The sequence below is a fragment of the Mucilaginibacter celer genome (assembly GCF_003576455.2).
GTDB lineage: Bacteria > Bacteroidota > Bacteroidia > Sphingobacteriales > Sphingobacteriaceae > Mucilaginibacter > Mucilaginibacter celer.
Genome location: NZ_CP032869.1, coordinates 84,154 through 98,291, shown reverse-complemented (window position 1 = coordinate 98,291; position 14,138 = coordinate 84,154). Strand labels below are relative to the sequence as shown.

Annotated in this window: 8 protein-coding genes and 1 tRNA gene; 1 reads left to right on the top strand and 8 read right to left on the bottom strand. The window is 45.9% G+C overall.

Going from position 1 to position 14,138, the window contains the following annotated elements; translation table 11 throughout:
• Position 1: 1 nt before the first annotated feature.
• From HYN43_RS00365 to HYN43_RS00355, 3 genes are all read right to left on the bottom strand, one after another.
• A complete protein-coding gene (locus HYN43_RS00365) occupies positions 2-3,388 on the bottom strand; it encodes a carboxypeptidase-like regulatory domain-containing protein (RefSeq protein WP_119409197.1) in 3,387 nt (1,128 codons plus the stop codon).
• Positions 3,389-3,616: 228 nt separating this feature from the next.
• The gene (locus HYN43_RS00360; protein ID WP_119407561.1) at positions 3,617-4,729 is read right to left on the bottom strand and encodes a FecR family protein; all 1,113 of its coding nucleotides are present in this window, start codon (positions 4,727-4,729) and stop codon (positions 3,617-3,619) included.
• A 287-nt stretch (positions 4,730-5,016) separates the two neighbouring features.
• Positions 5,017-5,613, bottom strand: a complete 597-nt coding sequence (locus tag HYN43_RS00355) for an RNA polymerase sigma factor (protein WP_119407560.1) — start codon at positions 5,611-5,613, stop codon at positions 5,017-5,019.
• A 236-nt stretch (positions 5,614-5,849) separates the two neighbouring features.
• On the opposite strand from HYN43_RS00355, the gene HYN43_RS00350 reads away from it, so the two are divergent.
• Positions 5,850-7,484 (top strand): ABC-F family ATP-binding cassette domain-containing protein, encoded by a 1,635-nt coding sequence (locus HYN43_RS00350; RefSeq protein WP_119407559.1) that lies wholly within the window; start codon positions 5,850-5,852, stop codon positions 7,482-7,484.
• 196 nt (positions 7,485-7,680) lie between these two features.
• Here the strand turns inward: HYN43_RS00350 and HYN43_RS00345 are convergent.
• The 5 genes from HYN43_RS00345 to HYN43_RS00325 form a co-directional block, all read right to left on the bottom strand.
• Positions 7,681-7,754, bottom strand: a tRNA-Asn gene (locus tag HYN43_RS00345).
• A 129-nt stretch (positions 7,755-7,883) separates the two neighbouring features.
• Positions 7,884-8,264: a VOC family protein gene (locus HYN43_RS00340; protein WP_119407558.1), complete on the bottom strand. Its 381-nt coding sequence runs from the start codon at positions 8,262-8,264 to the stop codon at positions 7,884-7,886.
• Positions 8,265-8,407: 143 nt separating this feature from the next.
• Positions 8,408-9,364, bottom strand: coding sequence for a hypothetical protein (locus tag HYN43_RS00335; RefSeq protein ID WP_119407557.1), 957 nt, complete (start codon positions 9,362-9,364; stop codon positions 8,408-8,410).
• Between the two features lie 42 nt (positions 9,365-9,406).
• A complete protein-coding gene (locus tag HYN43_RS00330) occupies positions 9,407-9,925 on the bottom strand; it encodes a hypothetical protein (RefSeq protein ID WP_119407556.1) in 519 nt (172 codons plus the stop codon).
• Positions 9,926-9,930: 5 nt separating this feature from the next.
• Positions 9,931-13,992 carry an FG-GAP-like repeat-containing protein gene (locus HYN43_RS00325; protein WP_119407555.1) on the bottom strand — a complete coding sequence of 1,354 codons (4,062 nt, stop codon included), beginning with the start codon at positions 13,990-13,992 and terminating at the stop codon, positions 9,931-9,933.
• Between the last annotated feature and the right edge of the window lie 146 nt (positions 13,993-14,138).

Sequence of the window (14,138 nt, the reverse complement as noted above, 5' to 3'; positions counted from 1 at the left end):
ATTAAAACACTTTATAGGTAAAGCCCAACATTATTTCACTCCCGCGCATGTAACTGCGATTAACATACTCGTTACCATACCACTTGCCGCCGGTATCGGGGTTGGCGTACACCGTTTTTACAGCCGGGTTAAGTATGTTTTTGAAGTAACCCTTAAACAGGATGTGCTTGTTAAGGCGCTGGCTGAAAACAAAATCAAGCAGCGGAACCGGGCGGGTGTACAGATCAGGCTCGCCGGTGAGGTTGATCTGCACCAGGCGCTCGCCTACCATATTGAAAGTACCGGTAAGGTCGGTGCCCCATTTTTTATTGTTATAGTTTAACCAGGCGTTGATAGAGTAAGGAGCCTGCTCAAACAGCGGACTGTTCTTCGGCGTAAACCTATCCAACGAGCGATTGGCCAGGTAACGGGCATCACTCTTTTTGATATTGCTCTGCGCCAGCAACAGGTTTGAGCCGAGGAAGAAATTTTTCATCGGATCCCAAATCCTGCCTAAATCTTTCACCACTTCCAGCTCCATGCCCCATACCGTACCTGTATTAGGATCGTTCTGAAATTCGATGGTCGGGAACTCGGGATAGGTGGCGGCCAATCCATCTGTTTTTAAGTTGAACACTTTTACCAGCTGATTTTTGATCCGTTTTCGGAATGCCGATACGGCGATAACCTCACCGTTATTCGGGAACCATTCCCAACGGAAATCCTGGTTTTGGGTGTATTGGTTTACGAGATTGGGATTACCCACAACGAGGCCCATCTGGAAGGCATCAAACTCAAAAACATTGGTGATCTCGCGCAACTCGGGCCGGGCCAATGTGGTATTGAACGCCCCGCGGAAATTCATTTTTTGGTTCAGCGTGTAGGTGGCGTTAACCGAATAGTATGGTTTGTAGCCGGTTTTGTAAACCGAGTTTGGTTCGGCTATATCGCCCACGGTAGTTGTTAAAGCAGGATCGATAAACACGCCGGCGGTATCGACTGCCGAACCAATGTTGGTCATCTCGAAACGTACGCCACCGGCCACACGCAGCTCGTCGGTCAATTTCAGTTCAAGCATGCCATACAGGGCATTGGTAAGGTAATGGCCTTTATAGTTATTTGGCGATTTTTGGATGTTGTACATATAACCGCCAATAGGTTGCGCACCCTCCCCGCTTCCGGGTGCAAGCGGGCGTACGCCAATTACGGCATTGCTTACCAGTTTATCCAGGTCGCCTTCTACATCGTACAAGGGCAGTTGCTTGTTGCCTGTGAAGTTCGATCCGGGTAAAAGCAACTGGTTTTCGGTAAAAGTGCGCTCCCTGAACAAATAGTTGATACCGGTTTTAAATACCTGGCGCTCACCTAAAAATTTAAAAGGGATGCTTAGATCGGCCTTGTAGTTGTAATTATTTTCTTTCAGGTTGCGCCAGCGCCTGCCGTTTGGCTCGGCCTGGATAATGCCGTAGGTACCAAAGCCGTTTACATAGCCCGATGTAAGGGCATAAAGATGTTTGGTATAAACAAGCGAACTACTGCTGCCCGATGGGCGCGTATACCAACCACCACCATTGGGCATATAATCGGCCAGGCTGATGAAGCGGTAATCGGGATTGTTTTGGGATGATGTGGAACTGGCCACATTATAGCTCAGCTTAGGCGAGTAATCGCCGCGCAAAAACTTATGCTCACCCTGTAAATTGTAGGTATTTAAGTTGCGGAAAGTTTGCTTGAGCGAATAAACGGTGCTGGCTACCTCGCCTGGCAAACCGGTATATTCATAACGGCCCCGCAAATTGGTGGCCTGTGTTTCGCCGCCCCAGCTGCCCAGGTACTGCATGCTGACCTCGTGCCTTGGCGAAAAACGGTAGGTTAAGCCTGCCAGTACACCATAGTTCAGCGTTTCGGCACCAGTGTATTCTTTATAGGTTTGGTATTTACCCATAAACAGGCTGTTCGGCGTAGTATAGTTAGGGATATTGCGGAAACTGTAAACATCGGGGTTGCCGGTAACTATACCCTGGTAAATACTGTATTGAGTTAAATCTCCGCCGTAGATGTCGGTAGTGTGATGGTAGTAGTTTCCACCCAAAATCACGCCCAATTTATGCTTTTTGAATATATTAAAGCTGTTGCCGTAGGTTGCGGTGTATAACTGGTTAAGCGGGGCCTGCTTAAAGCGGGTGGTCATTACCGGGTCAAAGCCCTGCATTATGCGGTTTACGCGGTCAACTTCCTTCCAGCCGTCAACACTGTAATTACTGTTGCGGATCATCTGCTGAATAGAACCTACCCCATCAGGATATTGTTGCGACAGCGCTTTAAACTCGGGCGACAGGTTTTTCTTGCTGATCTTCTGGCCGAAGAAACCCATATCGCTGTTAATAAAACTGTTGGTACTGCCGCCTATGCCTATGTTGGAGTTAAAGCCGGTTTGCGCCACAATTTCAAAAACCATGCTATCAGGCACTGAGCGGGTTTTCAGCTCTACGATACCTGCGGCAGCATCGGCAGGTTTATCCGGAGTTACGGTTTTGTAAATGGTGATGTTATCCAGTAAAGCTGCCGGAACCAGATCCAGCGGAATGGCGCTTCTGTCCGGATCAGAAGAGGCTAAACGCACACCATTCAGTTGACCAATTACCGAGCGATCACCCAAACCACGTACCGCGACATATTTATCATCAGTAATGGTTACGCCTGATACACGCTGCAGCGCCTGCGTGGTGGTGATACTGCCGGTGCGCTCAATCTGCTGGGCCGAAATAGCATCCTGAACAACTGATGCGTTGCGGCGCTCATCCAATACAGCGTTTTCTGTACGGGTATTGCGACGGGCCTGTACCACCACCTCGCCCAATGAAGTGGCCGTGGGTAACAGTTTTACATTGATATTGCGGTTGGATGCGTTTACCACAACCTCTTTACTTTGATATCCCACAAAACTGAACACCAGTGTACCGCCGGTTTCGGGCACAGCGATGCTGAAATTACCGTTGACATCGGTGATGGCTACATTGCCTGTTCCTTTCAGCTTGGCGGTAACGCCTGGAAGCGGCAGCTCCTTCTCATCAACCACCACACCTTTAATGGTGATTGCGGCCACAGCCTCTGCTTTTTTGGGGCTGATCACCACAACCTTATCTATAATTGAATAAGTTAAAGGCTGATATTTAAGAATGGTGTTAAGCGCGTCTTCGAGGCTTGCATTGGTGAGATCCACGTCAATGGGTGCGATATGCTTTATATGCTTATTATCATAAAACACAGCCTGCCCGCTTTGGTCTTTCACCATTTTGAAGATGGTGGAGAGCTGCGCACCTTTTTCATGAATGGTTATTTTTTGCGCATAAGCACTTGCAGCTGCCTGTAAACACGTTGTTATCAATAGTACAATGACTAATTTCATTACCAGGAAAATTTTTGAATAAGAAAAAACATCCCGTGCGTAGTATTCCCTACGTTCGTTGAATTGCATATTTTTGCATGGCTTTGGGTTAATAAATTTCTGTAACTAAGAAGGTTTTTGTACCCTGGCATATATTGGCCGGCAGGTGCTCGTAACACCTCCCGGCCTTTTTTATGAAGAAGTACCGGATGATAGGATAACTATGTATTCATAAGCTGCTTGTTGTTTTTAGGGTTGAATGATCAATTGTTTATTCTCTATTTTAAATTTAACGCCGCTGGCTTCGAGTATTTTCAATACGCTTGTTAACCGGGTGTTGCGGTTAATTTCGCCTACAAAGGCATAATCGCCGGGTTTGCCGTTGTACACTATTTTCACATCATACCAACGGGATATCTGGCGCATCAGCTGGGGCAGGTCGGTATCGTCAAATACAAACAGGCCATCCTTCCATGCGGTAACGGCTGTAAGGTTTGGTTTACCTTCCATCGCTATAGCATCTCCCCTTACCACGGCTTGTTGCCCCGGTACTAAAAGCCTGCTTTGGCTGCCGGTGCTCAGGCGAATGCTACCCTCCAGCAATGTGGTACGGATTCCGGGTTCATCATCATAAGCATTAATATTAAAATGCGTACCCAAAACCCTTACCGTTTGCCCGCCGCATTGTACCAGGAATGGCTTGGCTGCATTTTTAGCAACCTCAAAATAAGCCTCGCCGGTAATTTTAACCTCGCGGGTATCACCATTAAATAAAGTTGGGAAAGTGATAGAGGATGCCGAGTTGAGCCACACCATCGAACCATCGGCCAGTTTAACATTGTATTGCCCGCCTCTTGGCGTGTTGATGGTGTTCCTGGTAATTTTTGTGGTAGTATCCTTGCCCGACGCATAAGCGATCAAACCGTTTTGCACTTTGCTCACTTTGGCATTTCCCTGGCGGGCTATCTGCCCGTTGGATGCTTCATCGAGGCTGATGCTATCGCCGTTGGCTAATATCAATACCGCTTTGTTACCGCCAGGCAATGCATCATGTTTCAATGCTGATGCCATTTGCTGCTTTTGCGGCGTGCGGTTTAAATAAAGTGCGGCCGATACGCCCAGTAAAACAATAATGGCAGCAGCGTATTTAAGCCATTGGTTATTGAGGTAGCGAATTGTAGTGGTTTTCTTTATGGAGATCTCATCCTGTTCGGTTATGCCGGTTTCAGTATTTATGGCTTCTTTTAAATAGGATTCCATTTTGCCTTCATTCAGCAAATGAATAAATACTTCCAGTTCATCATCTGCAAGTTTTCCGTCCAGATAACGTTGGGCTAATAACCTGTAATAATGATCCTCCATTTATGGGCTTTTACTACCAAGACAACCGGGAAACATTGGAGGGTAGCTGGGGATGCGATTTTTTTGAAATTATTTTTGAGGTATGGTTTAGCGCGGGGAAATCGCTTTGATAACACGAGGCGCCTACGGAGCCATAGAATTATTTAAACACATTGCTATAAACACGTTACTCCTACGAAGTGTAAACCATCAGCTAAGTACTCCGTAGGAGTAACGTGTTTATAGCAAATGAAAAGATTCTTTTTTAAAGGCTCCGTAGGTGCTTCGTGCTATAAAAGCGATGGGTTTCAGGCACCAAAGTAAACAGCCAGCAAAACGCTAAGCGGGATGCCCAACTCACTCTCAACAGCCTTGCGCAAAACCCTTATGGATAGCACCATGTGATTTTTAACCGCGTTGCGGGATATGCCCAGCTCATCTGCCACTTCATCGTACGATTTTTCCTGCATTCGGCATTTGGTAAAAATCTCGCGCGAGCGGGCAGGCAGGCGGTCGAGCACCAGCTGGATGAATTGCAGGTATTCTTTACTCAACAAATCTTCATCGGTGGTATTGCGCTGATCTGTAAAGGTGGTAACAATATCAGCCATAACAGCCTCTGAGCGGACGGCGCTTTTCAAGATATTTAAAGCGTGGTTTCGGGCTGTAATAATGAGATAGGCTTTAAAAACTTTAACCTGCTGCAGCTGGGCGCGACCGTTCCATATTTTAATAAATACCTCCTGCGTGGCATCTTCGGCCAGGGCTTCTGATTTCAGCACTTTTAATGCTATCGATTTAATGTCGGTGGCATAGCGCTCATAAAGCACCGTAAAAGCCTGCTCGTTACCCCGAACAAGGTGCAGTTGAAGTTCATTATCGGTAAGAGCCGAAAACTCGATCATAAACAGGCGTTGATAAGTAGCGCAAAGTAAGCTGATAGATATTAGCTTAATGTTAACAAGGGATAAACGCGCTATAATTAGTTAAATACGTTACAAAACGGCTATTGAACTGCTTACGCTCATTCAGATTTTCTTTCTGCAAATACCCGCCAAATACATTCTGTCATCTCATCATTCAATTACCATAATCCTGTACCTTTCGCTTATCTTTGCGGCCAATTCAATATTCTCATACAGTGATCAATGTAAATAACATTTCCGTTTCATTTGGCGGAACAACGCTTTTTAGTGATGTAACCTTCTCTATAAACGAAAACGATAAAATAGCCCTGATGGGTAAGAATGGTGCAGGTAAATCCACCATCCTTAAAATAATTGCCGATGTAGCCAAGCCAACTACCGGCAATGTAAGCGGTCCTAAAGATGCCGTAATTGCTTATTTGCCGCAGCATTTACTTACCCAGGATAAGGTTACGGTTTTTGAAGAAACCATGAAAGCTTTTGATGAGGCCAACCAGATGCAAAAAGAGCTTGATGAAGTTAACGAGCAGCTTAATATCCGTACCGATTATGATAGTGACGATTACATGAAGCTGATTGAGCGGGTATCTGAACTGAGTGAGAAAGTTTACTCGCAGGAAGAGGTGAACTACGACGCTGAGGTTGAAAAGGTATTAAAAGGCCTGGGGTTTGAGCGTAAAGATTTCACCCGTCAAACTTCAGAGTTTTCGGGAGGCTGGCGTATGCGTATTGAACTGGCCAAGATCCTGTTAAAGAAACCTGATCTGATATTATTAGACGAACCTACCAATCACATGGATATTGAGAGTATCCAATGGCTGGAAGATTTCCTGATCAACTCGGCCAAAGCAGTAATGGTAATCTCGCACGACCGTACTTTTGTAGATAACATCACCAACCGCACCATCGAGGTTACCATGGGCCGGATCTATGATTATAAAGCTAAATACACTCATTATCTTCAATTGCGTGCCGAACGAAGGGTACACCAGTTGAAAGCATACGAGGAGCAACAACGCTTTATTGCCGATAACCAGGAGTTTATAGAGCGTTTTAGAGGTACGTACTCTAAAACCCTGCAGGTACAATCGCGCGTGAAGATGCTCGAAAAGCTGGAGATCATACAGATTGATGAGGTAGATACCTCAGCCTTACGATTAAAATTTCCGCCATCCCCGCGCTCGGGCCAATACCCGGTAATGGTTGAAGATCTTACAAAGAAATACGGCGATCATGTTGTGTTTGAGAAAGCAGCCATGGTGATTGAACGGGGCGAAAAAGTAGCTTTTGTTGGCAAAAACGGTGAAGGCAAATCAACCATGATTAAGGCCATTATGGGCGAGATTGATTTTGAGGGAAGCTTAAAAGTAGGTCACAACGCCAAAATCGGGTATTTTGCACAAAACCAGGCCGCATTGCTGGATGAAAACTTAACCGTATTTGAAACTATCGACCAGATTCCGTTAAGTGACGGTACGGTTAAGATCAAAGATCTTTTAGGCGCATTTATGTTTAGCGGTGATGATACTACCAAAAAAGTAAAAGTACTTTCGGGTGGCGAGAAAACACGCCTGGCCATGATAAAACTATTGCTTGAACCGGTAAACGTACTGATATTGGATGAGCCAACCAACCATCTGGATATGAAAACCAAGGATATTATTAAAGATGCCCTGAAGGATTTTGACGGTACACTAATCCTGGTATCGCACGACAGGGACTTTTTGGATGGACTGGTAAAAAAAGTATTTGAATTTGGTAACAAGCGGGTACGTGAACACTTTGAGGATATTAAAGGGTTTTTGGCCTACAAAAAGATGGATAGTCTGAAAGAGATAGAGCAAAGCTAATCCAAATACTTTTGCAATAGTTTACTAACAAAAATACAAAGCATTATAAAGGCCCTGCACATTTGCAAGGTCTTTCCTGTTTCTGAAGCTGGGCTCCAACCAGCGACCCTCCCGACATCGTCGGGATGCACCAACCGGAAATGCATTCAAAATTTATTGCATAAAAAAAGCCTCACATTTCTGTGAGGCTTTTTTGCTCCTGAGGCTGGGCTCGAACCAGCGACCCTCTGATTAACAGTCAGATGCTCTAACCGGCTGAGCTACTCAGGAGTGTTTTCCGGTTTGGAGTGGCGCAAAAGTATAATTTCCGGTGATATTTCACAATTTTTATTTAGCAAATAATTAACCATTTTTTTAATTCAGCCTAAATCAAAAAACACCTCACTATCAATCAGGCGGTTAGTCGCAAATATGCACCAGGTGCCCATCACAATCTTCAATAATAAATTCCCGCCCGTATGATCTTCGGATAATTTCCTGCATTATAATAGCCCCGTTGCGGGTCACTTCGTCGTAAAACGCTTCAATTTCGGGCACCCAGAAAATAAAATCGGGCATGCCTTTCCTGATCGTATCATTACGGTGAATAGTGCCATCATCGCTTTTACCAAAATGCACCTGGTAACCGTTGCGCTGAACAATACCGTATACCGGTGGTTGTTCAAAAAAATAGGCAACCAGTTCAAAACCTAAAACATTAATATAATATTCAACGGTTTTCACTACATCGGGCACCACAATTTGCGCGGCAGTGCCTATTATCTGCGGGTTTTTATTCATCTGTTGATGATTTCGTTAAAGATTAATTGAACCGGTTCTTTTTCGATTATAAATATAACAACCGCCCAGCCGGTTTAAATAAAAAAGCCGCCCCGAAATTAAAATTCGTGTCAGCTCCTTGCTTTTCAGCTTAAAAATATCGGTTATTTGGATTGCTTTTTCTCCAGTTGCTGTAAGCGGTTTTGCAAATCAAGCAGTAACTTATCTTTTTGCTTATCTTCTTTATCTTTTTCTATCAGGTATAGTGTTAGTTCTTCAACTTTTTTAAGCAGCAGCTTATTCATTTCGCCGAGGCTTTGTCCGTTCTTGTCAACTTCTGCCGCCGAAGGAACTTCGGGTAAATGACCGTTTTGGTTGATATAGGTTTTTACATCAGTTAATGAAGGTAGTTTGTAGGCTTGCTCAAATACATAATCGGGCCAGTTGGCTGTTTCTACCTTTACCTGTTTAGCCCTGATGTTACCGTTTACCGAAAGCTCTTCGGCCGGAGTGGTTGTACCAATCCCAACACGCCCGGCATTGGTAACTACAAATTTTGAACTATGCGAGCCTGCTCCGTCGGCTGCCGAATTGGTACCAGCATTAATTAAAAACGACGCACCGCTGCCCGCAGTTGATTCGAAAGGAGAGATAAATAAACCATTATAGCTTGCAGCACCGGTTTGAGCGATGGTGGGAACAATAGATACACAGTTTTGCGGCGCCAAGCTACCGTTTAATGATGCCGATGTAACCGCAAACAAGGTTTTAATACTGGTTCCGTCCCTTCGTATCTCTACACCGGCTGTAGTACCTGTTGTACTGCCGATATATATATTGGAAGCACCGGAAGTTAATCTCAAATTCCTTACCGTTCCGGTACCATTTTTTTCGGCAATGAGTGTAAATACGTTAGTTGCCCAGGCAAATCTCACCCTTTCAAAATTTGATACCTGATCGGCTGTGTTGTAAAATGCCTCCTGCGATGTTGATGAAAGAGTAAGCGGGTGGGTGGGGCTTGTGGTTCCTATCCCCGCGTTTCCTGTTGTTGGGAAAGTGTTTTGGGCCTGGGCCTGCGCAGCCACCATCGCCGCTAAAACAAGTGTGTAAAAAAATTTCATTTCAGTAAATTTTGTGATTAGTTAAATATTATTGATAAAGCTTTATTTCAAAAGCCCGCAAATTCGTTGTATGGTTGTGGTGTATGATGCCCGGGGCGTAAAATCAAAACTTCCGCCATCGTACGCTACAGATAGGCTTGCAATACCGGTGTTTGCCAGTTTGCTAAACTGATCTGCAGGCAGTGGATACGATATTTTTATAGACTGGCCACTGTTAATTACACCCGCCTGCGACGGCATAAGCGAGTTGCTCGTTATTTCAACGGTGCTGCTATCAGCCATCAGGAAAGTAACTTTGCTGCCCGGGTTTATTACAAATGGCTCCTCTACATTAGTTTGCAGCGAAAAAACCAGCTCATAGTTACCACTCATGCGGGTGGCGTTAACATATAGCTGCCTGCTTATCCCTGCCGGGAGGCTTAGGGTATCGCCTACCATCTCGGTCGAGGTAATCAGTGCCGTATCGCGCGTGGCGGTATCAATACTCATGGCGGTAATTGTTTGCCCTTTGCCCAGCAATGGAAAAATAAACAGGATTAAAAAAACAAAATACTTGCTCATATTTTTTAGGGTATAGCGTTCGAAATGTTGTTACTGGAGTTATAAGTGATATTGACATTATCTAACGACGATGGGGTAACACCCGAAATTGTTACCCTGTAACTCGTTACTGCCCCGTAAGTAGGGTTAATGGCGCCAAGGTTAAATGTTGGTCCGTCAATATTGCCGGCAAAAATGTTTACGTTGCTGCCGCCTACCGCCCGTTCCACGCCGTTTTGCGTAACGTATACATACATATAGGCATATAAATCACTTTTATAAACATCATGCAGGTGCCCGGCAACCATTACATTATTGCCACTTAGCGTTGCGGTAGGATAAAGCTGATCGGTAAGCGGAGCCGGTGTGGTGGTACCCACATTAAGGTTATAGGTTGATGTACCTGTAAAGCTCCACCGATCTGTAGCGGTAAGTGCAAAGGTATAATTACCGGTTGTTGTTGGTGTACCCGATAAGGTTGCGGTAGTGGCGTTAAACGTTAGTCCCGGCGGTAAGGTGCCCGAGGTTAATGCTACGGTATATTTTCCGTAGCCCAATGCTCCTTTAAATGTCTTGCTGTAAGCCGTGTTCTTTACAGCACCAATGATTTGGGTTGGCGAAACAATAATTTTATCGTCGGCCTTAACCGTTAAGGTAAAACTTTTAGTAACCTGTGTACCGGCATTATCGGTAACCCGCAGGCTTAATGATGCGCTTGCTGCGGCCGTTGCAGTGCCTGTGATAGCCCCGTTGCTATTGAAGGTTAAACCGGCCGGTATTGTGCCCGAAACCCTGGTAAACGTATACGGAGGCACACCGCCTTTGGCTGTAACCATGGCAACCGAAGCAACGCCCTTTACCAGCGGCCGGATAGCCGTGCGATAAAAATCGAGCGCAACGGCCGGCTGTGTTGTTCCAAGCAGGGTGCTTTTATCGCGGATGCCGTTGGCATAAAGTGTATTGCCAACGTCGGAAGGATTGGTTCCGTCGGGTAAATTTTCGGCCGAGGCAGTAAACAAGTCCTCAAAATTTACATATTCGCAATAACTGTGGGTTGTTGCAATTAACCTTTCTACATCCCTGTAATCATCGGCATTGGGGCCGGTGGTTGTTACATTATCGTCGGCATAAGTTTCGCCATTGGGGCCTTCGTTTGCAAGGGGGCCTATTGCCTGGATGTATATTTGGGCATTAGGCCTGAGTGTTTTTAACTGTTCGATAAGGCTTTTGTATTCGCTGTAAAACAGGTTGAGCGGTGTGGCGGTACGGTAATCATTCAATCCTATTTGAAACCAGTATTTATCCACATTAAATGCGGCAAGCTTTTGGGCAAAAGCGGTTATATCTGCCACCGTTGAGGTATTGGTGTGTAAAACCCGGCCGGCATACCCTTCCGAAAAAATATCGCCGGTAAATACGCTCCCATAAGCCGGATCATATTTCACCTTCATCATCCATACATTACTTTGCGGACCGGTTGAAATGTTATAGCCCGAAATAATTGAATCGTGCACATAAGTTATTCCGTTTACCGGGGGTGTTGATGCCGCCGGCGCAACTACCGTATTTGAATTGGGGAAATAAACCGCCCTTAAATAAGTACCCGCGCGGCGCACCTTAGGATCAGAGCCCGTTAAGGTGCCCTGGCCGGGCATCACTACCTCAACGGTTTTGGTACCCTCAGGCAGGTCGTCGGTTACCAGCGACACCACTTTGGCCATGTCATTTCCCTCAACCTGGTAATATTTATAAAGCTTGTTGTTTACAAATACGGCCGGGCCCGAAACGTGGGCAGCAACATAGCCCACAAAAGGCACATACGGGGTGGGTATAACACCATCGTACAGGGTAGTTGAGCCAACTGCGCCTTCCTGTACCATACAGTTGGCGTAGGCGGCAAATGTATCGTTTGCAGGGTCGTAAAAATTTGAGGTATTGGTGATGCGCTGCACCAGCAAACCGAGGCGCGCGGCAGCCGGCGGAGCGGTAACCTCATACACCGGGTTGGCTGCGGTGCCTTTATTGGTAAAAGTTTGCGGCGCGCCCAATGGGCCGCTGTTGCTGTACCAAACAAAAGTGGGGTTGGTAGTTTTGAGGCCCGATATGGTGTATATTTTGCCGCCCAGTACCTTGGTAGAAGTATTAATTATGTGATTGCCATTAACGGCATTTCCCTGCGGATCCCAATCCTTACCGCTTTGTACCTGGATCTGCGAAAACAGGTTTACAACCCGCGTATCATAAAAATCGCGCACATACTCCAGCACTATTTTGGTGGCATCGGTTTGAAAACGCATGCGGGCATAGGCCGAGTGTTGCAGGTATTTCTTTTTGGCGATATTTTCCAGGTCGCTCCAGCCGTACCAGGCGGTTTCGGTATTGCCTAACAGCGTGGTTGCATCGGCCCTGAAACGCATAAAATTATCGCGCAGGCCGTTTTGTTTTAAATTAAGGCAGATATTTTTTTTAAAGGTTGCCTGCGCCTGGCTTGATAAAGGGCCGTTGAAAATAATAGCCAGTATATACTCGGCATTGGCAGGCAGGTTGCTTATGGTCCAGTTATAATCCCGGTATTGGGTTTGGTCGAGTGTAAAAGTTGTGGAGGTGGCAACCGTGTTGGTTTTAGTGGCGATGATCTTTACCTCGATGGTACCGCTGCCTTGTGCCGAAAAGGTGAGGTTACCGGGCACATTGCCAATGCCCGATGTTTTAAAGTAAACAAAACGCCCGGCATTAGTACCTGCATTGCCTGCCCCGTTAACAATAGCATTATTATCAGCGGCTATGGTATATCCCGGCGGGGCCTGCATGCTCCATTCGGGGTCGAGGATATCGGTGGTAACGAAGCTGCCCGTGCCCTGTGTGGCCGTAGATTCGGGGAATACGGGCTGCGGCCCGTTTGAGGGGGTGTATCTCGATACGCCTACGGTACCGTCGAAACTGTTGGCTGTTATGATGTCCTGCCGGTTATCGCCGTCAATATCGTCGATGGTTATACTTTGGGGGTTGATACCGGTAGCAAAATCAACTTTAGTGTTAAATGCCGGATCGGCCCCGGCGGCACTTATGTTCTGTAAAACCGAGATCATACCGGTGCTGTGCCAGCTGGTAACGGCAATATCGGGCTTATTATCGCCATCAATATCTTTTAATGCGATGCCATAAGGATTTTTTCCGGTGGGCACTATAAACACCTTATCAAAAGTGATATCTGTAGCAGTAGCATTTTTAAACACCAGCACTTTAGGGTCGGCGGAGAGGTTGGATACCAAAATTTCGGGTTTACCATCGGCATTCATATCGGCAATAGCTAATGCCGTGGGTTTAACACCTGCATCCTTGATTACCGGGACATCAAACGATGTGGCATTAATTGTGCCGCTCACTGCTTTGTTTTTGTAAACAAGCATTTGCCCGTTGTCGCTTAACAACACCACCAATTCGGGTTTACTATCGCCGTTAATATCAGCAAGTGCAACCGTGCCCGGGGCACCGGCGCATAAAATATCGGCTCCAGCCGCAAAAGTGGCCGTACCTGCTGCCGAAGTATTGCGGTATACGGTAACCGACGAGGCATCGTAATTGGCCACAGCCACATCCGTTTTGCCATCGCCATCCACATCGGCAAGAGCAATGGCATGTGAGTAAAGCCCCACCGTAGTATTAATTTTGGCCAGGAAGCTGATAGTACCCGTTGTTGTATTATTCAATAATACCGAAATGGTTTTATCATTAAAGTTGGATACCACCAGATCCAATTTACCGTCCCCATCCATATCCGCCACACTTAACGATTCGGGCCCCACAACGCCGCCGATATCAAAATCCTGCCGGGATGCAAACGAGGCAGCATCAATCCGCCCGCTTACCGCCGTATTTTTAAATACGGATACCTTGTTGCCGCCCTCGTTGGCTACAATCAAATCGGGCTTGCCATCGGCGTTTAAATCGGCCGTTTTCACTGCCAATGGGTATTTTAGGGTGTTAAAAGGCACCTGGGCAGCAAAATCATCGGTAGTGAACTGCGCGTAACTTTTGGTGCAGGCCAATGCCATGATTAAAATAAATGCAGGTAGTATTTTAGTCATAAGGTTTTTAGGTGTGGGGGAGGATTTATCCTTTTGTTATGTTTATTGTATTTTTTTCTTTAGTTGATTTTGTGATAACTTATCTACTTACCTCTATTTTTTTCCGGGTTCTTTAACGGTATTCATCCTCGCTTGTGACTCTGTTA

Excerpts from the sequence above, each read along its gene's own strand:
- HYN43_RS00365 (WP_119409197.1), bottom strand. The coding sequence starts at position 3,388 with ATGAAATTAGTCATTGTACTATTGATAACAACGTGTTTACAGGCAGCT.
- HYN43_RS00360 (WP_119407561.1), bottom strand. The coding sequence starts at position 4,729 with ATGGAGGATCATTATTACAGGTTATTAGCCCAACGTTATCTGGACGGA.
- HYN43_RS00355 (WP_119407560.1), bottom strand. The coding sequence starts at position 5,613 with ATGATCGAGTTTTCGGCTCTTACCGATAATGAACTTCAACTGCACCTT.
- HYN43_RS00340 (WP_119407558.1), bottom strand. The coding sequence starts at position 8,264 with ATGAATAAAAACCCGCAGATAATAGGCACTGCCGCGCAAATTGTGGTG.
- HYN43_RS00335 (WP_119407557.1), bottom strand. The coding sequence starts at position 9,364 with ATGAAATTTTTTTACACACTTGTTTTAGCGGCGATGGTGGCTGCGCAG.
- HYN43_RS00330 (WP_119407556.1), bottom strand. The coding sequence starts at position 9,925 with ATGAGCAAGTATTTTGTTTTTTTAATCCTGTTTATTTTTCCATTGCTG.
- HYN43_RS00325 (WP_119407555.1), bottom strand. The coding sequence starts at position 13,992 with ATGACTAAAATACTACCTGCATTTATTTTAATCATGGCATTGGCCTGC.